Annotated in this window: 25 protein-coding genes and 3 pseudogenes; 21 read left to right on the forward strand and 7 right to left on the reverse strand. The window is 70.1% G+C overall.

The annotated features are described in order from the left end of the window. Positions 1-121: 121 nt before the first annotated feature. Positions 122-1,045, reverse strand: a complete 924-nt coding sequence (locus OG985_RS34545) for an ABC transporter ATP-binding protein (protein WP_371672286.1) — start codon at positions 1,043-1,045, stop codon at positions 122-124. A 31-nt stretch (positions 1,046-1,076) separates the two neighbouring features. Further along, the gene (locus OG985_RS34550) at positions 1,077-1,934 is read right to left on the reverse strand and encodes an aminoglycoside N(3)-acetyltransferase (RefSeq protein WP_371672287.1); all 858 of its coding nucleotides are present in this window, start codon (positions 1,932-1,934) and stop codon (positions 1,077-1,079) included. A 161-nt stretch (positions 1,935-2,095) separates the two neighbouring features. On the opposite strand from OG985_RS34550, the gene OG985_RS34555 reads away from it, so the two are divergent. From OG985_RS34555 to OG985_RS34590, 8 genes are read left to right on the forward strand one after another with little or no spacing between them, the layout of a single operon-like run. Further along, positions 2,096-2,848: a helix-turn-helix transcriptional regulator gene (locus tag OG985_RS34555; protein ID WP_371672288.1), complete on the forward strand. Its 753-nt coding sequence runs from the start codon at positions 2,096-2,098 to the stop codon at positions 2,846-2,848. Beyond that, positions 2,845-4,266, forward strand: coding sequence for a Fe-S cluster assembly protein SufB (gene sufB / locus OG985_RS34560; RefSeq protein WP_371672289.1), 1,422 nt, complete (start codon positions 2,845-2,847; stop codon positions 4,264-4,266). The genes OG985_RS34555 and sufB overlap by 4 nt, the downstream gene beginning before the upstream one ends. Before the next feature lie 60 nt (positions 4,267-4,326). Then, entirely contained in the window at positions 4,327-5,544 is a 1,218-nt protein-coding gene (gene sufD, locus OG985_RS34565; RefSeq protein ID WP_371672290.1) for a Fe-S cluster assembly protein SufD, read from the forward strand. After that, positions 5,544-5,873 (forward strand): non-heme iron oxygenase ferredoxin subunit, encoded by a 330-nt coding sequence (locus OG985_RS34570; protein WP_371672291.1) that lies wholly within the window; start codon positions 5,544-5,546, stop codon positions 5,871-5,873. Before sufD ends, OG985_RS34570 begins: the two co-directional genes overlap by 1 nt. Before the next feature lie 7 nt (positions 5,874-5,880). Further along, on the forward strand, positions 5,881-6,645 hold the full coding sequence (gene sufC, locus OG985_RS34575; protein ID WP_371672292.1) for a Fe-S cluster assembly ATPase SufC: 765 nt from the start codon (positions 5,881-5,883) through the stop codon (positions 6,643-6,645). Next, positions 6,642-7,898 carry a cysteine desulfurase gene (locus OG985_RS34580; RefSeq protein WP_371672293.1) on the forward strand — a complete coding sequence of 419 codons (1,257 nt, stop codon included), beginning with the start codon at positions 6,642-6,644 and terminating at the stop codon, positions 7,896-7,898. Before sufC ends, OG985_RS34580 begins: the two co-directional genes overlap by 4 nt. A gap of 19 nt (positions 7,899-7,917) precedes the next feature. Further along, positions 7,918-8,391, forward strand: a complete 474-nt coding sequence (gene sufU / locus OG985_RS34585; RefSeq protein ID WP_371672294.1) for a Fe-S cluster assembly sulfur transfer protein SufU — start codon at positions 7,918-7,920, stop codon at positions 8,389-8,391. Further along, the gene (locus OG985_RS34590) at positions 8,388-8,720 is read left to right on the forward strand and encodes a metal-sulfur cluster assembly factor (protein WP_073494514.1); all 333 of its coding nucleotides are present in this window, start codon (positions 8,388-8,390) and stop codon (positions 8,718-8,720) included. Before sufU ends, OG985_RS34590 begins: the two co-directional genes overlap by 4 nt. A 73-nt stretch (positions 8,721-8,793) precedes the next feature. Here the strand turns inward: OG985_RS34590 and OG985_RS34595 are convergent, their stop codons facing one another. Further along, positions 8,794-9,627: an AbfB domain-containing protein gene (locus OG985_RS34595; RefSeq protein ID WP_371672295.1), complete on the reverse strand. Its 834-nt coding sequence runs from the start codon at positions 9,625-9,627 to the stop codon at positions 8,794-8,796. Positions 9,628-9,846: 219 nt separating this feature from the next. On the opposite strand from OG985_RS34595, the gene OG985_RS34600 reads away from it, so the two are divergent. Both OG985_RS34600 and OG985_RS34605 read left to right on the forward strand, forming a co-directional pair. Then, positions 9,847-10,167: a multidrug efflux SMR transporter gene (locus OG985_RS34600; RefSeq protein ID WP_371672296.1), complete on the forward strand. Its 321-nt coding sequence runs from the start codon at positions 9,847-9,849 to the stop codon at positions 10,165-10,167. Next, complete coding sequence (locus OG985_RS34605; RefSeq protein WP_371672297.1) at positions 10,167-10,709, forward strand: TetR/AcrR family transcriptional regulator; 543 nt, start codon at positions 10,167-10,169, stop codon at positions 10,707-10,709. Before OG985_RS34600 ends, OG985_RS34605 begins: the two co-directional genes overlap by 1 nt. 277 nt (positions 10,710-10,986) lie before the next feature. On the opposite strand, the gene ltrA is transcribed toward OG985_RS34605, so the two are convergent. Together ltrA and OG985_RS34615 are read right to left on the reverse strand one after the other, a co-directional pair. Beyond that, on the reverse strand, positions 10,987-12,453 hold the full coding sequence (gene ltrA / locus OG985_RS34610; protein WP_371672298.1) for a group II intron reverse transcriptase/maturase: 1,467 nt from the start codon (positions 12,451-12,453) through the stop codon (positions 10,987-10,989). 603 nt (positions 12,454-13,056) lie between these two features. Then, positions 13,057-14,259 (reverse strand): IS110 family transposase, encoded by a 1,203-nt coding sequence (locus OG985_RS34615; protein WP_371672299.1) that lies wholly within the window; start codon positions 14,257-14,259, stop codon positions 13,057-13,059. 534 nt (positions 14,260-14,793) lie between these two features. Here OG985_RS34615 and dapD point away from each other — a divergent pair. Beyond that, positions 14,794-15,783: a 2,3,4,5-tetrahydropyridine-2,6-dicarboxylate N-succinyltransferase gene (dapD, locus tag OG985_RS34620; RefSeq protein ID WP_371672300.1), complete on the forward strand. Its 990-nt coding sequence runs from the start codon at positions 14,794-14,796 to the stop codon at positions 15,781-15,783. 79 nt (positions 15,784-15,862) lie between these two features. On the opposite strand, the gene OG985_RS34625 is transcribed toward dapD, so the two are convergent. Beyond that, positions 15,863-16,366 (reverse strand): hypothetical protein, encoded by a 504-nt coding sequence (locus tag OG985_RS34625; RefSeq protein WP_371672301.1) that lies wholly within the window; start codon positions 16,364-16,366, stop codon positions 15,863-15,865. Positions 16,367-16,513: 147 nt separating this feature from the next. Between OG985_RS34625 and OG985_RS34630 the strand changes: the two are divergent. From OG985_RS34630 to OG985_RS34655, 6 genes and pseudogenes are all read left to right on the forward strand, one after another. Further along, positions 16,514-16,738, forward strand: a pseudogene (locus OG985_RS34630) (SigE family RNA polymerase sigma factor); the annotation flags it as partial. Positions 16,739-16,802: 64 nt separating this feature from the next. Then, positions 16,803-17,111 carry an IS3 family transposase gene (locus OG985_RS34635; protein ID WP_053743648.1) on the forward strand — a complete coding sequence of 103 codons (309 nt, stop codon included), beginning with the start codon at positions 16,803-16,805 and terminating at the stop codon, positions 17,109-17,111. Positions 17,112-17,113: 2 nt separating this feature from the next. Continuing rightward, positions 17,114-17,815, forward strand: a pseudogene (locus OG985_RS34640) (IS3 family transposase); the annotation flags it as partial. Then, a complete protein-coding gene (locus OG985_RS34645) occupies positions 17,700-17,978 on the forward strand; it encodes an IS3 family transposase (RefSeq protein ID WP_371672302.1) in 279 nt (92 codons plus the stop codon). The pseudogene OG985_RS34640 and the gene OG985_RS34645, both read left to right, overlap by 116 nt. Positions 17,979-18,005: 27 nt before the next feature. Next, positions 18,006-18,356 (forward strand): annotated as a pseudogene (locus OG985_RS34650) (sigma-70 family RNA polymerase sigma factor); the annotation flags it as partial. Next, on the forward strand, positions 18,353-19,570 hold the full coding sequence (locus tag OG985_RS34655; protein WP_371672303.1) for a YncE family protein: 1,218 nt from the start codon (positions 18,353-18,355) through the stop codon (positions 19,568-19,570). The pseudogene OG985_RS34650 and the gene OG985_RS34655, both read left to right, overlap by 4 nt. A 5-nt stretch (positions 19,571-19,575) precedes the next feature. Here OG985_RS34655 and dapA read toward each other — a convergent pair whose 3' ends face one another. Continuing rightward, complete coding sequence (gene dapA, locus OG985_RS34660; RefSeq protein ID WP_371672304.1) at positions 19,576-20,481, reverse strand: 4-hydroxy-tetrahydrodipicolinate synthase; 906 nt, start codon at positions 20,479-20,481, stop codon at positions 19,576-19,578. Positions 20,482-20,635: 154 nt separating this feature from the next. Here dapA and OG985_RS34665 point away from each other — a divergent pair, with 154 nt between their 5' ends. Genes OG985_RS34665 through OG985_RS34680 form a run of 4 tightly spaced genes read left to right on the forward strand, consistent with a single transcriptional unit; the run spans position 20,636 to position 22,368 of the window. Beyond that, entirely contained in the window at positions 20,636-20,770 is a 135-nt protein-coding gene (locus OG985_RS34665) for a hypothetical protein (RefSeq protein ID WP_371672305.1), read from the forward strand. Further along, positions 20,767-21,450 (forward strand): hypothetical protein, encoded by a 684-nt coding sequence (locus OG985_RS34670; protein ID WP_371672306.1) that lies wholly within the window; start codon positions 20,767-20,769, stop codon positions 21,448-21,450. Before OG985_RS34665 ends, OG985_RS34670 begins: the two co-directional genes overlap by 4 nt. Before the next feature lie 52 nt (positions 21,451-21,502). Further along, positions 21,503-21,922: a phage holin family protein gene (locus OG985_RS34675; RefSeq protein ID WP_371672307.1), complete on the forward strand. Its 420-nt coding sequence runs from the start codon at positions 21,503-21,505 to the stop codon at positions 21,920-21,922. Then, positions 21,919-22,368 (forward strand): DUF3618 domain-containing protein, encoded by a 450-nt coding sequence (locus tag OG985_RS34680; protein WP_371672308.1) that lies wholly within the window; start codon positions 21,919-21,921, stop codon positions 22,366-22,368. The genes OG985_RS34675 and OG985_RS34680 overlap by 4 nt, the downstream gene beginning before the upstream one ends. Positions 22,369-22,423: the final 55 nt, after the last annotated feature.

Genomic DNA, 22,423 nt, shown 5'->3' on the forward strand with positions numbered 1-22,423 from the left:
CGCGGGGGTGTAGGTGCCGGCGGAGGTGGTCACGGGCGCACCTCCCTGCCGGCGAGCTCCGGGCCGTGTCCTTCCGGGAGACAGCTCCCGGACCCCCGGCCGATGTCCGTGCCTGCCGGGATCATGAACGCAACTCCTTGCCGGTGAGCTCCAGAAAGACGTCTTCGAGGGTGTGCCGCTCGACGGAGATCTTCTCCGGCATCACCCCGTGCTGCGCGCACCAGGACGCGACCGTGGCGAGCAGCTGCGGGTCGACCTTGCCGACGACGCGGTACGAGCCGGGCGTCAGTTCGGCGGCCGTGCAGTCCGCGGGGAGTGCCTTGAGCAGCGATCCGACGTCCAGACCGGGCCGGCCGATGAAGCGGAGTGTGTTCTCCGCGCCGCCGCGGCACAGTTCCTCCGGGGAGCCCTGGGCGATGACCCGGCCCGCGTCGATGATCGCGACATCGTCGGCGAGTTGCTCCGCCTCGTCCATGTGGTGGGTGGTGAGGATCACGGAGACACCGTCGGCGCGCAGGTCGCGCACGAGGTCCCAGGTGGCGTGGCGGGCCTGTGGGTCGAGCCCGGCGGTCGGTTCGTCCAGGAACACCAGTTCCGGGCGCCCGACCACGGCCATCGCCAGCGCGAGCCGCTGCTGCTGGCCGCCGGAGAGACGGCGGTAGGTGGTGCGTCCGCAGCTGCCGAGGCCGAGGCGTTCGACCAGGGCGTCCACGTCCAGGGGACGGGCGTGCAGTGTGGCGACGTGCCGGAGCATCTCGTCCGCCCGAGCGCCCGAGTAGACGCCGCCGGACTGCAGCATCACGCCGATTCTGGGGCGCAGTCCGGCGGACTGCGCGACGGGGTCGAGGCCCAGGACGCGCACCGTGCCGGCGTCCGGCCTCCGGTACCCCTCGCAGGTCTCGACCGTGGTCGTCTTGCCGGCCCCGTTGGGACCGAGTACCGCGGTCACACCCGCCTGGGCCACCAGGTCGAGGCCGTCCACCGCGGTCTTCCTGCCGTACCGCTTCACCAGGGCCTGGACCTGGACCACGGGCTCGCTTCGCATGGGTCCAGAGTCTAGGTACGGCGGTGGGGCCTCAGACGTGGGGGTCCCCCCGCTCGAGCGGAGCCGAGAAGGGGGGAGTGTGCGCGATCTCCTCCTCACGGGGCCGGTGCAGGCTCAGCCACCGCTCGGCGTAGGCCACCGCGTCCGCCACCGGGAACAGCCGCGCTTCGGCCGCGCCGACCTGCCCGCGGAGGACGGGACGGTCCCGTTCGAAGTCGTGGCCGAGTTCGTCGAACCGTTCGGAGGAGATCGACACCTCGGTCACCACCTCCCAGCCCACCGGTCCCGGCCGTCCCACCCGCACCAGCGGTGACGGGATGCGGTACTCGGCCAGGTGGAAGGCGGTGCAGGTGGCGTAGCCCGCGCCCAGCAGCAGGACGCGCGCGCCGAGCGCCTCCAGCCGGGCGAGCGGACTGCGCTCGCCGAGGCGGCAGTCGGGGGCGTGCTCCCCGACGATCTCCGCCGCGCGCGGCCCGAGCGCCGCGAACGAGGTCTGGGGGTGGGCGCTGCGCAGGGCGCCCGGCCAGGTCCGTACGGTCTCCGGGACGACGCCGACTCCGCGCGAGGGCGTGACGAGCGGGTCGTAGGCGGGCATCGCGGTGCGGATCGTCGTCCACCACTCCTCGGGCACCGGGGGGCTCGTCCACAGAGCCGGGTCCGAGAGGTCGCCGGTCTGGGTGGGGACCACGAGCGTGCCGTCCGGGGCGAGGGCGTCCAGCAGTCCCCGAACCACCGCGACGGGGCCTCCGCAGACCCAGCCGAGGGAGCTGAGGGAGGAGTGCACGAGGAGGGTCTCGCCCGGCCGTACGCCCAGTTCGCGCAGCTGCGCGGCCACTGTGCCGCGGGTGACAAGTGGGCCGAGAGGGCCGGTCGGAGGGGGTGTGGACATGATTCGCGAGTGTTCCCCACGATGCCGTGCGGCGCCACCGGTTTGATCGATCAAAGATCGTCGGCGCAGGTCGGATTAGGTTCACCTAAGTGATGCAGGGCACCGGCCGCCGATTCGGGCACGGCTTGCCTGCCCCTGAGGAATTACGCAACAATGGCGTTGTGAAAAACGTCGGCGAGGCTCGGGAGACCCCCACGGGGGCCCCGCAGGAGGAGCTCGCGACCGGTGAGCGCTCGACGCGCAACCGGGTCGCGCGATCCATCCTGGACCACGGGCCGTCGACCGCCACCGAGCTCGCCGGAAGGCTGGGGCTCACCCAGGCGGCCGTACGGCGTCATCTCGACGCCCTCGTCGCCGACGACGTCGTGGAGGCACGCGAGCAGCGGGTGTACGGCGCTCGTACGCGCGGCCGTCCCGCCAAGGTCTTCGCCCTGACGGACTGCGGCCGGGACGCCTTCGACCAGTCCTACGACACGCTCGCCGCGGACGCCCTGCGCTGGATCCAGGAGCGGTTCGGCGGGGACGAGGCCGTCGTGGCCTTCGCCCGCGCGAGGATCGCCGAGCAGGCCGCCGCCTACCGTACGGCGATCGAGGCCGCCGCCCCCGAGGAGCGCACCGAAGCGCTGGCCAAGGCCCTGAGCGCGGACGGGTACGCTGCTACGGCGCGCAGCGCCCCCCTCCCGCGAAAAGGTGAGCAGCTCTGCCAGCACCACTGCCCGGTGGCCCATGTCGCGGAGAAGTTCCCGCAGCTGTGCGAGGCGGAGACCGAGATCTTCTCCCAGCTGCTCGGCACCCACGTCCAGCGGCTGGCGACCATCGCGCACGGCGACGGCGTCTGCACGACGTTCATCCCCAAGATTTCCCACACCACCCACAACGCATCTGCAAGCACGGCCGGGAGGAACCCCGCATGACTCTCCCCACGGAGACTGCCCACCCCGAGCTCGAGGGCCTGGGCAAGTACGAATACGGCTGGGCCGACTCCGACACAGCCGGTGCCTCTGCCAAGCGCGGCATCAACGAGGACGTCGTCCGGGACATCTCCGCGAAGAAGAACGAGCCGGAGTGGATGACCAAGCTCCGTCTCAAGGGTCTGCGTCTCTTCGAGAAGAAGCCCATGCCGAACTGGGGCTCGGACCTGTCGGGCATCGACTTCGACAACATCAAGTACTTCGTCCGTTCCACGGAGAAGCAGGCGGAGTCCTGGGAGGACCTGCCCGAGGACATCAAGAACACGTACGACAAGCTCGGCATCCCCGAGGCGGAGAAGCAGCGCCTCGTCGCCGGTGTCGCGGCCCAGTACGAGTCCGAGGTCGTCTACCACCAGATCCGCGAGGACCTGGAGGAGCAGGGCGTCATCTTCCTCGACACCGACACCGCGCTGAAGCAGCACCCGGAGCTCTTCAAGGAGTACTTCGGGACCGTCATCCCCGTCGGCGACAACAAGTTCGCGTCGCTGAACTCGGCGGTGTGGTCGGGTGGCTCCTTCATCTACGTGCCGAAGGGCGTGCAGGTCGAGATCCCGCTCCAGGCCTACTTCCGGATCAACACGGAGAACATGGGCCAGTTCGAGCGGACCCTGATCATCGTCGACGAGGGCGCCTACGTGCACTACGTCGAGGGTTGTACGGCCCCGATCTACAAGTCCGACTCGCTGCACTCCGCGGTCGTCGAGATCATCGTCAAGAAGAACGCCCGCTGCCGTTACACGACCATCCAGAACTGGTCGAACAACGTCTACAACCTGGTCACCAAGCGCGCCGTGGCGTACGAGGGCGCGACCATGGAGTGGATCGACGGCAACATCGGCTCCAAGGTGACGATGAAGTACCCGGCCGTCTACCTGATGGGCGAGCACGCCAAGGGCGAGACCCTGTCCATCGCCTTCGCGGGCGAGGGGCAGCACCAGGACGCCGGCTCCAAGATGGTCCACATGGCGCCGAACACCTCCTCCAACATCGTGTCGAAGTCCGTGGCGCGCGGTGGCGGCCGTACGTCCTACCGCGGTCTCGTCGAGATCGGCGAGGGCGCCCACGGCTCGAAGTCCAACGTGCTCTGCGACGCGCTGCTCGTCGACACCATCTCCCGCTCGGACACGTACCCCTACGTGGACGTCCGTGAGGACGACGTGTCCATGGGGCACGAGGCGACCGTCTCCAAGGTCAGCGACGACCAGCTCTTCTACCTGATGAGCCGTGGCATGACCGAGTTCGAGGCGATGGCGATGATCGTGCGTGGCTTCGTCGAGCCGATCGCGAAGGAACTCCCCATGGAGTACGCCCTCGAACTCAACCGGCTGATCGAGCTGCAGATGGAAGGCGCGGTCGGCTGAGACCCGCCCTCCACATCCAGCCAGCGAAACCTGACGTAGGAAGAGAGCAGACCGACAGCCATGGCTGAGGCTCAGAACCCCCCCACCCTCGAATCCGCTCGGGCGGGGGGACCCCCACCGGTGGGATCCACCACCGCCGGCCAGATCGCGGTGGCCGCCGAGTCGACCGTCGCGACGCGCATGAGCGCGCCGCCCTCCTTCGACGTGTCGGACTTCCCGGTCCCGCACGGCCGCGAGGAGGAGTGGCGGTTCACCCCGCTGGAGCGCCTGCGCGGCCTGCACGACGGCACCGCCGCCGCGACCGGCGAGGGCGTGAAGGTCGACATCCAGGCCCCCGAGGGCGTCACCGTCGAGACCGTCGGCCGTGACGACGCGCGCATCGGCAGGGCCGGCACCCCGGTGGACCGCGTCGCCGCCCAGGCGTACTCGGCGTTCGAGAAGGCCGGTGTGGTCTCCGTCCCCAAGGAGACGGTGCTCACCGAGCCGATCCGTATCGCCGTGCACGGCCAGGGCGGGGTCGCCTACGGCCACCAGGTCATCGAGCTGGGAGCCTTCGCCGAGGCCGTCGTCGTCATCGACCACACCGGTGACGCGGTACTCGCCGCCAACGTCGACTACCTCCTGGGCGACGGCGCCAAGCTGACCGTCGTCTCGGTGCAGGACTGGGACGACAAGGCCGTGCACGTGGCCCAGCACAACGCGCTGATCGGCCGGGACGCCACCTTCAAGTCGTTCGTGGTCACCTTCGGCGGCGACCTCGTGCGCCTCCACCCGCGCGTCGCCTACGCCGGTCCCGGTGGCGAGGCCGAGCTCTTCGGCCTGTACTTCACGGACGCGGGCCAGCACCAGGAGCACCGCCTCCTGGTCGACCACAACGAGCCGCACTGCAAGTCCAACGTCGCCTACAAGGGCGCGCTCCAGGGCGAGGGCGCGCACGCGGTGTGGATCGGTGACGTGCTCATCGAGGCCAAGGCCGAGGGCACCGACACCTACGAGATGAACCGCAACCTGGTGCTGACCGACGGCGCCCGGGTCGACTCGGTGCCGAACCTGGAGATCGAGACCGGCGAGATCGTCGGCGCCGGTCACGCCTCCGCCACCGGCCGCTTCGACGACGAGCAGCTCTTCTACCTGATGGCCCGCGGCATCCCCGCCGACGACGCACGCCGCCTGGTGGTCCGCGGCTTCTTCGCCGAACTCGTCCAGCAGATCGGCGTCGCCGACATCCAGGAGCGCCTCCTCGTCAGGATCGACGAGGAGCTGGAGGCGTCGGTCTGATGACTGTCCCCTCGACGTTCCAACGCGCCTGCGGGCTGGGCGAGCTGGAGGAGGACACCCCGAAACGGGTGGAACTCGACGGCACGCCTGTCTCGATCGTGAAGACCCAGGGGGAGGTGTTCGCGATCAACGACATCTGCTCGCACGCGAACGTCTCGCTCTCCGAGGGCGAGGTGGAGGACTGTCAGATCGAGTGCTGGCTGCACGGCTCCAGCTTCGACCTCCGCACCGGCAAACCGTCCGGCCTGCCCGCGACGCGCCCCGTCCCCGTATACCCCGTAAAGATCGAAGGGGACGATGTGCTCGTCTCCCTCACCCAGGAGTCCTGAGGCACCCATGGCAACGCTTGAAATCCGAGACCTGCACGTCACCGTCGAGGCCGACAACGCCACGAAGGAGATCCTCAAGGGCGTCGACCTCACCGTGAAGCAGGGTGAGACGCACGCCATCATGGGCCCCAACGGCTCGGGCAAGTCGACTCTCGCCTACTCGCTCGCGGGTCACCCCAAGTACACGATCACCAGCGGCACCGTGCTGCTCGACGGCGAGGACGTCCTGGAGATGTCCGTCGACGAGCGCGCCCGCGCGGGCCTGTTCCTGGCGATGCAGTACCCGGTCGAGGTCCCCGGCGTCTCGGTCTCCAACTTCCTGCGCACCTCCGCCACCGCCATCCGCGGCGAGGCCCCCAAGCTGCGCACCTGGGTGAAGGAGGTCAAGGAGGCCATGCAGCGCCTCAACATGGACCCCGCCTTCGCCGAGCGCAACGTCAACGAGGGCTTCTCCGGCGGCGAGAAGAAGCGCCACGAGATCCTCCAGCTGGAGCTGCTCAGGCCGAAGATCGCGATCCTCGACGAGACGGACTCCGGTCTGGACGTCGACGCGCTGCGCATCGTCTCGGAGGGCGTCAACCGCGTCCGTGAGTCCGGCGAGGTCGGCACCCTGCTGATCACGCACTACACGCGCATCCTGCGCTACATCAAGCCCGACCACGTCCACGTCTTCGCGGACGGCCGGATCGCCGAGTCCGGCGGTCCCGAGCTGGCCGACAAGCTGGAGAACGAGGGCTACGAGTCATACGTGAAGGGTGGCGCATCCGCGTGACACAGCTGCCGGGCCTCCTCGACACCGAGGCGATCCGCAAGGACTTCCCCATCCTGGACCGTCAGGTCCACGACGGTAAGAAGCTGGTGTACCTGGACAACGCGGCGACCTCGCAGAAGCCGCGCCAGGTGCTGGACGCTCTCAGTGACTACTACGAGCGCTACAACGCCAACGTCCACCGCGGTGTGCATGTGCTCGCCGAGGAGGCCACGGCGCTGTACGAGGGCGCGCGCGACAAGGTCGCCGCGTTCGTGAACGCGCCGAGCCGCGACGAGGTGATCTTCACCAAGAACGCCTCCGAGTCGCTCAACCTCGTGGCCAACATGCTCGGCTGGGCCGACGAGCCCTACCGGGTCGACCACGAGACCGAGATCGTCATCACCGAGATGGAGCACCACTCCAACATCGTGCCGTGGCAGCTGCTGGCGCAGCGCACGGGCGCGAAGCTGCGGTGGTTCGGTCTGACGGACGACGGCCGGCTGGACCTGTCCAACATCGACGAGGTCATCACGGAGAAGACGAAGATCGTCTCCTTCGTCCTGGTGTCCAACATCCTCGGTACGGTCAACCCGGTCGAGGCGATAGTGCGCCGCGCGCAGGAGGTCGGTGCGCTGGTCTGCATCGACGCCTCGCAGGCCGCGCCGCACATGCCGCTGGACGTACAGGCACTGCAGGCCGACTTCGTGGCCTTCACCGGTCACAAGATGTGCGGCCCGACGGGCATCGGTGTCCTCTGGGGCCGGCAGGAACTGCTCGAGGACCTCCCCCCGTTCCTGGGCGGCGGCGAGATGATCGAGACGGTGTCGATGCACTCGTCGACCTACGCTCCCGCTCCCCACAAGTTCGAGGCGGGCACGCCTCCGATCGCGCAGGCGGTCGGTCTCGGCGCGGCGATCGACTACCTCGACGCGATCGGCATGGACAAGATCCTCGCCCACGAGCACGCCCTCACCGAGTACGCGGTGCGGAAGCTCGGCGAGGTCCCCGACCTGCGGATCATCGGCCCGACCACGGCCGAGGACCGGGGCGCGGCGATCTCCTTCACGCTCGGGGACATCCACCCGCACGACGTCGGCCAGGTCCTCGACGAGCAGGGCATCGCGGTCCGGGTGGGCCACCACTGCGCCCGCCCCGTGTGCCTGCGCTACGGAATTCCTGCGACCACGCGAGCGTCGTTCTATCTGTACTCCACGCCGGCCGAGATCGACGCGCTGGTCGACGGCCTGGAGCACGTACGGAACTTCTTCGGCTGACGGACGGGATGACGACCACATGAAGCTGGACTCGATGTACCAGGAAGTCATCCTGGATCACTACAAGCACCCGCACGGACGTGGTCTGAGGGACGGCGACGCCGAGGTGCACCATGTGAACCCGACGTGCGGCGACGAGATCACGCTCCGCGTGAAGTACGACGGCACGACGATCGAGGACGTCTCCTACGAGGGACAGGGCTGTTCCATCAGCCAGGCCTCCGCCTCCGTGCTGAACGAACTCCTCGTCGGCAAGGACCTGGCGCAGGCCCAGAAGATCCAGGAGACCTTCCTGGAGCTGATGCAGTCCAAGGGCAGGATCGAGCCCGACGACGCGATGGAGGAGGTGCTGGAGGACGCGGTCGCGTTCGCCGGTGTCTCCAAGTACCCGGCGCGGGTGAAGTGCGCCCTCCTGAGCTGGATGGCGTGGAAGGACGCGACGGCCCAGGCCCTGGGCGGAGCCGAAGCCGAAGCCGAAAGGAAGACGGCATGAGCGAGACCGTTGAGATGAAGCCGGCCTCGGAGGAGGAAGTCCGCGAGGCGCTGTACGACGTCGTCGACCCCGAACTGGGCATCGACGTCGTCAACCTCGGCCTGATCTACGGCATCCACATCGACGACGCGAACATCGCGACGATCGACATGACCCTGACCTCGGCGGCCTGTCCGCTGACCGACGTCATCGAGGACCAGGCCAAGTCCGCCACGGACGGCCTGGTCAACGAGCTGCGCATCAACTGGGTCTGGATGCCGCCGTGGGGACCCGACAAGATCACGGACGACGGGCGCGAGCAGCTGCGCGCGCTCGGGTTCAACGTCTGAGAGATCTCCGGAACACGTGAGAGCGGCGGCACCCTGACGGGTGCCGCCGCTCTCACGTGTTCCGGTCGGGTGGTCAGCCCAGCCCGCCCACCAGGCGGAACGAGAAGTCGGGCCGGTTGGTCGTGTTGTAGCCGTAAGGGTCCAGGCGCAGCCCGAAGTTCTGGTGGCGCAGGAAGCGGCCCGGGTAGTTGACCGACTCCAGCATCACGGCGCCCGGGAACGACGCGGACGACACGGCGCAGAAGGTGGCGTCCTGCCTGAAGAGGGTCGAGCCGTCGTAACGCTCGGAGCGCAGAACGAAGTCGCGGTGGCGCAGGTACCTGCCGTCATCCGCGACGAACGAGTAACACGAGCTCTTGGCCAGGCCGTTGACCAGCGTGAAGGTGGAGTCCTCCCGGGACTCCGAACCGCGGACCGGGTCGAGTTTCACCAGGCCGCCGCTCACATGCCAGAAGCGGTCGGGGTAGTTGACCGACTGGACGGACCTGGTCGTGACCTGCGGCTTCGGTCGGGATGAACTGGCGTGTCCCGAAGGTGACTTGGACGTCCCGACGGCGGAGGGGGAGGTCGAGGCCTGCGGCCGGGGCGCGGCCGAGGTGGACCGCCCGGAGGGCGAGGGCGGGGCCATCTTGGTGCCGGGCGACGCGGTGCCGGTCGTGGAGGCGGTGGCGAAGGAGATCAGACCGGGCGCGGTGGCCTCGCCGGAGGGGGACTGGCTCCCCGCGGCCGACAGTTTGTCAGGAGCCCTGTCCATCAGGGCGACGGACGCGGCGCAGGCGATGATCGTGGCCATCGCGAGCCCGCCCGCGAGCCAGAGCCGACGGGTCCCCGGCGCCCGGGAGGTGTCCGGCACCCAGCCGTTCTCCCAGGGCTGCTCCTGAGCGGGCCGGGGGGTCTTGTCTTGCATGTGCTGGTCCTCCGGCGGTGCCCATGGCGTGTGGCGCGGCTGCGAACGCTCGGTGTGTGAAAGGTGAAGCAGTTGGAAGAGTAGTGGACCGTGGGAACTCCAACGAGCCTTTTGGGAGAGCGGTTTCCCCCTTGTTATCTCGGGCCCGTGCGGAACCGGCCCGCCGCCGGCCGGTCGCGTCGGCACCCTTTCCCACGACCGTTATGTACGCTCGTACGCATGGGATACCTGGTGCTCGGCGTCGCCATCGCCGCGGAGGTGGCCGCCACGACCGCCATGAAGTACACCGAAGGCTTCAGCAGGCTTGTCCCCACGCTGCTGACGGTCCTCGGTTACGTCGTCTCCTTCGTGTTGCTGGCGCAGGCTCTGAAGTCGATGTCGGTCGGTACGGCGTACGCGATCTGGTCCGGTGTCGGCACCGCGGCCATCGCCACGATCGGAACCGTCTTCCTCGGGGAGGGGATGACGGTGACGAAGGCGGCCGGGATCGTGATCATCATCGTCGGGGTCGTGGTGCTGAACCTGGGGGGTGCGCACTGATGCCCCGACGGTACGACCCGCAACGACGGCAGCGGATCATCGACGCGGCGATCCGGGTCGTGGGGGACAAGGGCCTCGCCGGTCTCACCCACCGCTCCGTTGCCGCCGAGGCCGATGTGCCGCTCGGCTCCACGACGTACCACTTCGCGACCCTGGACGAGCTGATGGTCGCCGCGCTGCGGCAGGCCAACGAGGGCTTCGCCAAGGTGATCGCGGCTCGCGGCGGCCTGGCGGACCCGCGCGCCGACCTGGCCACGGAGCTGGCGGGCTGGATGGGCGAGTGGCTCGCGGGCGACCGCACCGGCGTCGAGCTGGAGTACGAGCTCTACCTCGCCGCCCTGCGCCGCCCCGCCCTGCGCCCCGTCGCCGCCGAGTGGGCCCGTGACCTGGCCGAGCGGCTCTCCCACCGCACGGACCCGGTCACCGCGCGGGCGCTGGTCGCGCTGATGGACGGGATGTGCCTCCAGGTGCTGCTGACGGACGAGTCGTACGACGAGGCGTACGCGCGGGAGGTTCTGGCCCGGGTCATTCCGGCGGCGTAGGCGGCCGACGGGCCGGGCTGGGCCGGGCACGGACGGCGGGGGAACGAGCCGGGCCGGGGTGGCCTGGCGTGGGACGGCGGGAGGGGCGGCGGCCCGGCGTGGGACGGCGGGAAAGGTGGCGGCCCGGTGTGGGACGGCGGGAGAGCCGGGGGGGGGGGTGCCTGTTGAGTCGGCACGGAGCGCGGTGCCGGTGTTGCCACCGGTCCGTTTCTCCGTGCCGCTCGCCGAACCCGGCGTACCCGTCTCCGAGTACCGGGCTCTCCACGGACTCTGCCGTTCAGGCGTGGTTGGGGCGGGTCCAGGGGTTGGGGATCGTGTTGCCTCTGTAGCGGTAGCGAGTGACCGCCACCGCTTGGAGGTCGAACAGTTCGATCCCGTCTGCCGAGGGCCTTTGCCACCGTCCGGTGTGGTCGGTGAGGCGTCGGCGGACGTCCTTCCACTTCCAGCGGTGCAGTGCCATCCACCAGCTGATCACCCGGTGCCAGGTGAAACTGGCCAGGGAACTCAGGGTGGCTTTGCAGACCGCGTGCTTGAAGTAGTTGGCCCAGCCGCGCATGATCTGGTTGAGCCTGATCAGCACGTCCCTGGGGTTCTGCTGCGACGTTCTGTTCGTCAGGGCGCGGATCTTGTCCTTCAGCTGCCGGATGGGCCGGTCAGCGATGAACGTGTAGACGTGCCACTTGTCCGTTCCCCGCTTGCGGCGCCACTGGATGCGGAACCCAAGGAAGTCGAACCCCTCCGCCATGTGCACCACCTGCGTCTTGGCCTCGGAGAGGCGAAGACCGAGCGGTTGCAACACCTCGGCGATGTCCTCGCGCAGCGCCTCGACGTCGTCGCGTTCGCCGTCGGTCAGCACGACGAAATCGTCCGCGTAGCGGACGATTCGCCAGTTCGGACGTCTGGTTGCGCGGCGACGCCTGCGCAAGTGACTGGTGGCCATCTCCCCGTTCGGCTCCCACGGCCTGGTCAGGTGCTCGTCGAGCGCCGACAGGGCGATGTTCGCCAGGAGTGGGGAGAGGATGCCGCCCTGCGGGGTGCCGGTGAGGGTGTCCTCTCGGTTGTTGTCCTCGGTGAGGACGCCGGCCTTGAGGAACGCCTTGACCAGCCGCAGCACGCGCTTGTCCTTGACTCGTCCTCGCACTCGGTCCATCAGGGCCGTGTGGTCGATCGAGTCGAAGCACGCCTCGATGTCCGCGTCCAGGACCCATCGGTAGCCGTGGGTGCCGTAGAAGTGGATCTCGGCGATCGCGTCGTGTGCCCGCCGCAGGGGCCGGAAGCCGTAGGAGACCGGCTTGAACTCCGCCTCGAAGATCGGCTCCAGCACCAGCTTGAGAGCTGCCTGGACCACCCGGTCGGCGATGGTCGGGATGCCGAGTTTGCGCACCTTCCCACTGCCGCCGGGCTTGGGAATCTTGCGTTCGCGCACCGGCAGCGGGCGGAACTCACCCGATTTAAGTACGTAGCGAAGATCCTCCAGGAACCCGTAAGGGCCAATCTCGCGCTCGACGTTGACGGCGGTGAGGCCGTCCACTCCGGGCGTTTTGGCCCCCTTGTTGCCCGCGACCCGTTCGAACGCCACCAGCAGCGTCGCCGGGTCGCACACGAGGCTGAACAGATCGTCGAACCTGCGGCCTTCGTCGGCCGCCGCCCAACGGTGAAGTTTGGCCTGCATCCCCGATACCCGCTGGTGAGGCCCCATAGGAGCCTCTGGTGCACCGCTGTTCAGCGGTGCTTCTTTCGGCATTGCAGCCTCCTTCCCTTCGTGATTCCGCTGCCGCCCTTCCCCATGTGCCGGGCTCTCCCCGGCTCGGAGTACTACGGCGGCTCCGTCCCGTCCCGGCCCGGTCGGCCGACGGTGGGCCCAGCCTGCGGCCTCGCTGGATACGTTGCCGCAGGTCAGGACCGGAACGGTTCCCGTGTTCACGTGTTGTTCGATCGACGGAGGAGGAGCCCGGCTATACCCCCGCGGCATCGCCACGACTACCCCGCAGCACTTCGTCGTGGCCTCCCCGGGCGACACATAGCAATCGCCCGGGAAGTTCCCCGCCCCCATAGCAAGGCAGGGACGCACCGCATCCAGCCCAGATCCGCCAGGTTCGAGCTGGTGACGAGTAAGGAGGCGTCAACGCCGGTTCCTCGCGTACTCCTTTCCGTCTCGCTTGCCGGGCCCGCACCATCTGGCAGTGCTGATACGTCCCGGCTTTGTCAGGGCCGCTTGCCACCCTCCCCGGCACCTCCCGGGTCGGGCTGCCCTCAGCTTCAACCGCCCTACTGCGACAGGACGGCGGTGGCGTCCTTTCACCGCCACTCGAACAACTCGCGCTTCACGGCGCACCTATGTCTTTCGTCAAGCGAGGCGTGGGGTTCGGGGCTCGTAGAAGGTGCCGTCGCGGAGCATCGCGAACAGCACGTTGATCCGTTGCCGGGCGAGCCGGAGGAGGGCTTGGGTGTGGGTCTTTCCTCTGGCCCGGCATTTGTCGTAGTAGGTGCGGGAGGCGGGATCGTGCAGGGCGGCGAACGCGGAGAGGAACATCGCGCGTTTGAGTTGCCGGTTGCCGCCTCTGGGGGCGTGTTCGCCGTGGATGGATGTTCCCGAGGACTTCGTCGTGGGGGCGAGGCCGGCGTAGGAGGCCAGGTGGGCGGCGGTGGGGAAGCTGGTGCCGTCGCCGACAGTGACCAGCAAGGTGGCGGCGGTCCTGACCGCGACTCCCGGAATCGAGGTCAGGACCGGGGAAAGAGGGTGAGCCTCCAGCAGCTGCCCGATCTGTGTTTCCAGAGCTCGTCGTTGTTCGTGGACAGCGGCGAGCGAACGGGCCAGCGACGGGATCACGACGTCGAGGGTGCCGGTCCCGGGGACGACGACGGTCTGTTCGTCGAGCGCGTCGAAGACCTCGTCGATCAGCCGGGTGGCCATGCGCGGGGCCCTGGGCCGGGTCACCTCGACGAGCCGGCGGCGGCCGGCTTTGCGCAGTGCGGCTGGGGATCCGTAGCGTTCCAGCAGCCAGGTCACGGCCTGGTGGTCCAGGCGGGGGCCGAGGACGCGTTCCAGGCTGGGGTGGAACTGGGTGAGCAGGCCGCGTATCCGGTTGGAGGTGCGGGTGGCCTCGGCTGCGAGGTCCTGGTCGAAGCCGACCAGCACGGTCAGTTCGGCGGTGATCTCGTCGGTCAGTTCCAGCGAGCGCAGTGTGTGCGGCATCGTCCGGGCGGCGTCGGCGATCACTGCGGCGTCCTTGGCGTCCGTCTTCGCATCGCCCGGGTAGAGGTCGGCGATTCGGCGCATCGCCAGGCCGGGCAGGTAGGCGACCTTGCAGTCCGCGTCCCGGGCGACGGTCAGGGGCAGGGCGCCTATCGAAGCGGGCTGGTCCACGATCACCAGGACGGTGCCGAACTTGGCGGTCAGCTTGTCGAAGACGGCCCGCAGTTTCGGCTCGCTGTTCGGCAGCTGCTTGTCGAAGACCTTCTTCCCGGCTGGGGTGAGTCCGTGGCCGTGGTGAGCGGTCTTGCCGACGTCCAGGCCGAGGAACACGCCCACGTCTTCGGTGTCGAACATTGCGCCCTTCCGGGAGAGTTGCAGGTGCCGGCCTTGGCAGTGGTGTCGTACGCGCGCATCCACGTTATGCAGACCTGCCGCCCGCGAGCTGTCCGGCATTGCGCCGGACCGGGCGATGGCCGGACCTCTCATCAGCGTCTCCGACGGCACCTCCCGGGCCCGGTGACACCACCCCCCAGGTCATCAGTTCGACAGGGGGGAACAGTCATGCCGGGCCCGGAGGCCAGCGGCCCTCTTGCAGGACCGCGGAAAACATAACGGGGGGGGGTGGCCCGGTGTGGGACGGCGGGAGAGCCGGGGGGGGGTGGCCCGGCGTGGGACGGCGGGAGAGGCGGCGGCCCGGGGTGGCCTGGCGTGGACGGCGGGAGGGGCGGCGGCCCGGCGTGGGACGGCGGGAGGGTGGCGGCCCGGCGCGGGACCGGGACGGACCGCCTGCCGCTGTCCGGGTACGGATCGTGACACCCGCGGCCCGGCACCTGAGACGGGCGGCTCGCTGGTTCGCCTCGGCGGGGCCCGGCCGGTTAGGTTGCCCTCATGACCGACACGACTGCTCCTCGCACGACCGGCGCCGTTGCCGCCGGGCTCGCCACGATCACCGCCGACGGCACCGTCCTCGACACCTGGTTCCCCGCGCCCGAGCTGAACACCGAGCCCGGCCCGTCCGGCACCGAGCGGCTGTCCGCCGAGCGTGCCGTGGAACTGCTCGGCGAGGGCGCCGCGAAGGCGATCGGTCCCGACGCGCGCCGCGGCGTCGAGGTCGTCGCGGTCCGCACGGTCATCTCCTCACTCGACGAGAAGCCGACCGACGCGCACGACGTCTACCTGCGCCTGCACCTCCTCTCGCACCGGCTGGTCAAGCCGCACGGTCAGAACCTGGACGGCATCTTCGGCTTCCTGGCCAACGTCGCCTGGACCTCGCTCGGCCCGGTCGCCGTCGACGACGTCGAGAAGGTCCGGCTCAACGCCCGCGCCGAGGGCCTGCACCTCCAGGTGACCTCGATCGACAAGTTCCCGCGCCTGACGGACTACGTCGCCCCCAAGGGCGTGCGCATCGCCGACGCCGACCGGGTCCGCCTGGGCGCGCACCTCGCCGAGGGCACCACGGTCATGCACGAGGGCTTCGTCAACTTCAACGCCGGCACCCTCGGCACCTCCATGGTCGAGGGCCGCATCTCGGCCGGCGTCGTGGTCGGCGACGGCTCGGACATCGGCGGCGGCGCCTCCACCATGGGCACGCTGTCCGGCGGTGGCAACGTCCGCATCACCATCGGCGAGCGCTGCCTGGTCGGCGCCGAGGCGGGCGTGGGCATCGCGCTCGGCGACGAGTGCGTCGTCGAGGCCGGCCTGTACGTCACCGCGGGCACCAGGGTGACCATGCCCGACGGCCAGATCGTGAAGGCCCGCGAACTCTCCGGCGCCTCGAACATCCTCTTCCGCCGCAACTCGGTCACCGGCACGGTCGAGGCGCGCCCGAACAACGCGGTCTGGGGCGGCCTGAACGACGTCCTGCACAGCCACAACTGAGCCCACGGGCCCCGCGAGCGCCCTTCCGCCGGCCGCCGGTGGAGGGGCGCTCGCCCATGTCCCGCCCACGCCCGTCCGGTCACGTCTGTACGGCCGCCGCGAACCGGGCCAGGGCCGTGAAGTCGCGCTCGCGCAGCCCGATCCGGGGGTCGACGTGGTACAGCAGTGCGCTGCCGGGATGCCGGCCGGCCACGTACACCTCGTCGGCGGGGCTCTGCTCGTCGTCCACCCAGGCGAACGCTCGGCCCCCGGCGTACGCCACGATGGCCTCCGTCTTCCAGTGGACGCCGTCCGGCCGCACCGCGAACAGACCCTCGCCGAAGTCGACCCAGGGAAGTTCGGGCAGGCCGACGACGGGGGCGATCCAGCGGTTGGCGGCGTCCATCCAGGTGGTCGCCCAGCACAGGTCGTAGTCGAGGGTGAGCAGGGCCGGGCCGTGCGAGGGGTTCAGCCACACCCGAAGCGGCCTGCCCGGGCGCACGGACGCCCTGATCGTCGTGTAGCCCTCGGGACGCCGCTCCGGCTGTGCCGCGTACGGGTTGAGGGGGCCGTCGACGTCGAGGAACAGCAGCGGGCGGCTCACGCGGCCACCGTACGGCAGCGGCGGCGCGGGCCCTACGAAATTCCTCGCGGGGATTTCCCGGGAACAGGCATAGCGGGGGGCGGCCGCGCGCGTCACAAGGGGCACAGGGGCGGGGCACAGGCCGCCGCCGGGGAAGAGAAGGTGACGATGGATGCCGAAGGGCTGGAGAGTTTCCGGGACTTCGTGGACAGCAGGTCGTCCGCCCTGCTGAAGACGGCCGTGCTGCTGTGCGGGGGAGACCGGCACGCCGGGGAGGACCTTCTGCAGAGCGCCCTGGTCAAGGCGGCCGGGCGCTGGCAGCGGATCGACGAGCCCGAGGCCTACGTACGGAGGATCCTCTATCGCCAGCAGGTCAGCCGCTGGCGGCTGAAGTTGGGCTTGATCCGCTTTGACGGACATCCGAGATCAGGGGTTCAGCCCCGGGAGGATGTCCATCATGGAGAGCATGGGGAAGAAGAAGCCTCGCCCTCGTCGCTCGTTCACGCCGGAGTTCAAGGCGGAGATCGTCGAGCTGTGTCGACGCGGTGACCGCTCGGTCGGTCAGATCGCCAAGGACTTCGATCTGACCGAGACCGCGGTGCGTGACTGGGTGAAGCAGGCCGAGGTCGATGCGGGCGAGCGGGACGGCCTGACCAGCAGCGAACGTGAGGAACTGGCCGCACTGCGGCGGGAGAACCGCCGTCTGCGTGAGGACGTCGACATCCTCAAGCGGGCCACGGCTTTCTTCGCGAAGGAGACCCGGTGACGGTGCACCCGTTCATCGAGGCGGAGAAGCGTGCAGGTCACAGCGTCAAACGAGCGTGTGAGCTGCTGAAGGTCTCCAGGACCGCCTTCTATGCCCGCCGCGCTGCCAAGCCTGGTCCCCGCGCGGTCCGTGACGCCGAGCTGGCGGAACAGATCGCCGACGTCCACACGAGATCGCGGGGAACCTACGGCGCCCCGCGCGTCCATGCCGTGCTCAAGCGGGCAGGCGCCGGATGTGGCCGCCGACGTGTCGCGCGGCTGATGCGGGCTGCCGGCCTGCAGGGCCGACACCGCAGACGACGGCACCTGACGACGATCCCCGATCCACGAGTTGCCCTGCGGCCCGATCTCGTCGTCCGGGACTTCCAGCCCGACCCCGCCGGCCTGGATGCCCGCTGGTGCGGCGACATCACCTACATCGCCACGGAGGAGGGCTGGCTCTATCTGGCCACCGTCATCGACATCGCCTCCCGTCGCGTGGTCGGCTGGGCGACAGCCGACCACCTGCGGACCGATCTGGTCGCCGATGCCCTCACGGCCGCCTGCCGCAAGCGCCGTCCCACCCGGCCGGTGATCTTTCACTCGGATCGTGGCTGTCAGTACACGAGCCAGCAATTCGCCGCGCTGGCAGACCAGTTGGGGGTGCGTCTGTCGGTCGGCCGCACCGGACAATGCTGGGACAACGCACTCGCCGAGTCGTTCTTCGCCACCGTCAAGGGAGCTGCTCGACGCCGTCTCCTGGCCCAGCCGGGCCGCCGCCCGCACCGCGATCTTCGATTTCATCGAGGGCTGGTACAACTTGCACCGTCTGCACAGCAGCCTCGGCTATCGCAGTCCCGCCGAATACGAGACCGCACTCGCAGCCTGACCACCACACCGATGGTGTCCGTCAAAGCGGAACAAGCTCAAGTGGCGTCGGCAGGAGGTCAGCGTCGCCGAGCCGCCCGAGGCGGGCGCGGCCGGCGCCGACGCGGCGGCCGCGGCCGAACTGCGCCTCGTGATGCGCGAGGCGCTGTCCCGGCTCACCGCGCGTCAGCGCACCGTGCTGGTGCTGCGCTACTTCGAGGATCTGCCGGAGGCCGACGTGGCCCGACTGCTGGGCTGCTCCGTCGGCACCGTGCGGTCCACCACCCACCGCTCCCTGGCCCGGCTGCGCTCCCTGTCACCGGAACTGGCCGCACTCGGCCCCGCCGACGCGGAGCGTGAGCCGTCCCGCGACTACTCGCCCCTGGAGGTGCGTCCGTGAACGTCGAGGAACTCGTGCGCGACGCCCTGCGCGAGCAGGCCGCCGAACAGTCCGTGGCGGGAGCCGGATTCGCCGACCGGGTGGTCGCCGCCCGCAGGCGCCGCCGCACCCGCAGGCTCGCCGCGGCCGCCACGGCGACCGTGGCGGTGATCGCCGTCGCGGTGGCGGTGCCGCTGCTCGACTCCGGCAAGGAGGACGTACGTCCGGCGGGTGTCGTGGAGCAGGAGGGCACCAGCGCCCATCCACAGCAGTCGCCGCCGCGCGACCTCATCGCCGCGGGTCGGACGGCGCTCGCTGCCTACTACATCCCGAGCACCGTCAAGAAGTCGGCCACCGAGGCCGTCACCGAGCGTACCTACTGGCTGCTCGACCAGAAGACCGGAAAATACGTGAAGACCACGAAGTGGTCCTACGTCGCCGTGGCCCCCGGCCTCAAGACCGCCGCCGTCCTGGAGCGGAACCTGCCCGCCTCCCGGATCGGCCTGCTCGACCTGACCACCGGGAAGGTGGAGCGGTGGATCCCGGTCGACCACGGGGTCGGGGGACTGTCCTTCTCGCGCGACGGCCGCAGACTGGTGGCGTCGACCTACGGCGAGAACCCCGACCGGCGGGTCAAGTCCCAGGGTTCCGACGACTGGTCGCCGGAGCAGCCGTCGAGCCGCACCGGCTTCTACGTCCTCGACGTGGCCTCCGGTCAGGGCTCCTGGAGCGAGGTGAAACTCGGCGGCGACCCGAACGACCCCCTGAGCGGCGGCTTCATCAACTCCCGCCAGGACTTCGCCCTCACCCACGACGGCCGGTACGTCTGGGCCGGGAACCCCATGGGGGACATCGGCAAGCAGTTCTACGACCTGAAGGGAGCCGAGGTCTCCGTGCCGGCGGGCGAGAAGTACCTGTCGTGGTTCGTCGACGCGTGGAAGTCGCCCGACGGGCGGTTGGTCGCCGGTGACTTCGCCGGCCAGAAATGGCCGACCTCCTCCTGGGTCCTCGACGCCGACACCGGCAGGAAGACCGAGGTGCGCGGGCAGCAACTGCTCGCCTGGGCAGGCGAGAAGTCCCTCATCGCGTGGGACATCACGCCGGGCTCCAACGAGTTCCACCAGCGGCTCGTGCTGGTCACCATCGGGAGCGACAAGGAGGTACCGCTCAGCGGCTTCCGCAAGGGCAACGACGGGGCCGCTGGACGCTGGGAACCGGTCTTCGCCGAACGCTGAACCGGTCAGCCGGCGCTCACGAACTCCTCGTACACCGCCCGCAGCCCGTCGACCGCCTCGCGGCCGGCGGGCAGCAGCGGGGAGCGGACCGGGCCCGCGGGCAGCCCCAGTTCGGTGAGGAGGGCCTTCACGGTGACCGTGCCGGGCAGGCCGGACGCCATCACCGACTCGATGAGGGGCGTGGCGCGTTGCTGGAGGCGGGCGGACACGGGGGTGTCGCCCGCCTCGAACGCGTCCAGGACCGCACGGAGTTGGGCGGGCACCAGGTTCGCCACGGTGCTGACGTAACCGGCGGCGCCGACCGCGCGCAGGGCGAGGTTGTGCTCGTCGCAGCCCGCGTAGTACGCCAACTCCGTGCGGGCCAGCACCTTCTGCGCGCCCAGGAAGTCGTGGGAACAGTCCTTGACCGCCACGATCCGGGGATGGCCGGCGAGGCGGATCACCGTGTCGGGCTCGATCCGGGTGCCGGTCCGGTCGGGGATGTCGTACAGCATGAGCGGCAGCCCGGACGCGTCGGCGACCTCCCGGAAGTGCGCCTCCAGCGCCTCCTGCGGGGGCCGGCTGTAGTAGGGGCTGACCACCAACAGGCCGTCGGCGCCCGCCTTTTCGGCCGCCAGGGCGAGTTCGACGGTGTGCCGGGTGTCGAACGTGCCCACCCCGGCCACGACCGACGTGCGTTCGCCCACCGCCTCCCGGACCGCCGTGACGAGCGCGGTCTTCTCCGCGTCCGTGGTGGTCGGTGACTCGCCCGTCGTACCGGAGAGCACCAGGCCGTCGCAGCCGGCGGACACCAGTCGGTCGGCGAGCCGCTGCGCTCCGTCGAGGTCGAGCCCGCCCGTGTCGGTGAAGGGGGTGATCATCGCGCAGAGGGCGCGGCCGAACGGGCCGGGGGAGGAGCGGGGTGTCGTCATGGGAGTAGTGTCGGCCGCACGACGGTGAAGCTCCACTTAAATGTTCTACGAGATATGCGTAAGGGATGCTGCGAGGTAGGCCCTATGTCCAATACCGCTCCTCATGGGGCACCATGGACACAACGGTCATCGGCACCTCGCCACGGGAGGCTCCATGAAGCTCGGCAAGGCACTCGCCACCGGCGTCGCGGAAGAGCGGCCGCAGATCCACGAGGAGGAACTGCGCGCCCCCGAGGAGATCGCGGAGCCGGCGGCTCCCGCGCCCGAAGAGGCACCGGCCGCACGATGAGACTGCGGCTCCCCGAGGAACGTCCGGCGGAGCCGCCGACCGGATACAAGATCGCCCACCCGGTGCTGTCCCACGACGGCACCCGGGCCGGGTTCACCGGGGTGTCGCTGGGCGCCGCACTGCCGTACGGCGTCCTGGCCGACGCGTCCTGCGTCTACGGCCTGCGGCACCGCGCCCCGCACCGCCGCTGCGACTGCGGCTTCCACTGCGTGCACGAGCGTGCGGCGGCCGAGGCGCTGCTGTGCACCGCCGAACACCGGACGGCCGCCCTGCTCGAGGTCTCCGTACTGGGCGCCTACATCCGCTTCGAGCAGGGCTTCCGGTACGCCCGCCAGCGGGTGCGCGTCGCGACCGTCGGACCCTGCGCGTGCGGCGCGGTCGCCGCGGCGCTCGCCGACGCCGGCTGGGGCAGACCGGGCCGGCGCGCGCTGGCGCCCTCCTGCGCCGGGTGCGTCCACGGGCGTACGTCCGTGTCGCTGGCCTCCTTCGCCCGGCTGGCGGGGGACGGACTGCGGGTGGTCGCCGGGAGCGTCGGTACGCCACAGCCCACCGGGACGGACGGGCTCGGTGTTGCCGAACTCGCCGCGGAGGCAGCTCTGTTGCAGGCGCGGCTCGACTGGTTCCAGACCCAGCTGGCTCGGTTCGGCGAGGCCGGGCCGGACGGCGGACGGCAGGGGTAGCGGGGGCCCGTCCGGGTACCCGGATGTTCCGAACCGAGAGGAGGCGGTGACCGTGACCGGGACCGTGACACCGAAGTCCGTGCGCGACGAGCACCATTCCGTCGGCGAACTCGTCGGACAAGCCACCGAGCAGCTCTCCCGCCTCGTACGGCAGGAGGTGGCCCTCGCCAAGGAGGAGCTCGCCGAGAAGGGTCGGCGGGCGAGCCGCGGCGGCGGGCTGCTGGGCGCCGCGGGCGCCGTCGCGTACGCCGGGCTGCTGGCCTTGGCCGGCACGGGCACCGCCGCCCTCTCGCTGGTGCTGCCCCTGTGGGCCGCGGCGCTCATCGTGACGGCCGTGCTGTTCGTGATCGCGGCCGTGCTGGCCGCGTCCGGCCGCGCCCAGTTCCGCCGCGCCGCACCCCCCACCCCCGAGCAGGCCCTCGGCAGCGTCAAGGCCGATGTCGAGGCAATCAAGGAAAGGGCGCACCGATGACAGACAGGCCAGCGGCACGGGGCACGGGAGCGGACGCCGCGCAGGCGGCCGGCGCCAAGGGGCCCGATGAGCTGCGACGGCAGATCGAGCAGACACGAAGCCAACTCGGCGACACCGTCGAGGAGTTGGCGGCGAAGACGGATATCAAGGGCCGTGCGCTGGCCCGGGCGGCCGACCTGCGGGACAAGGCCGGCGCCATGAGCGTGCAGCTGCGCAGCTCCGCCGCGCAGGCCGGTCACACCGTCCAGGGCCGGGCACTGCACGCCGGTCACACCGTCCAGGGCAAGGCGACGCACGCGGGTGAGGTCGTGGAGCACCGCACCCCACAGCCCGTCCAGAACGTCGTCCGGTCCGGGCTGCGCAATCCGCGACCGGTGCTGGTCGTCGGTGCCCTGGTGGGGCTCGTCGTGGTGGCGGGCGTGATACGGCGGCGCGGCGGGCGGTAGCCGAGGGACGGAACGAGCGGGCGGCAGGCCCGGGGCACGTCACGAGTGGGCGTGG

It is taken from the genome of Streptomyces sp. NBC_00289 (genome assembly GCF_041435115.1).
GTDB lineage: Bacteria > Actinomycetota > Actinomycetes > Streptomycetales > Streptomycetaceae > Streptomyces.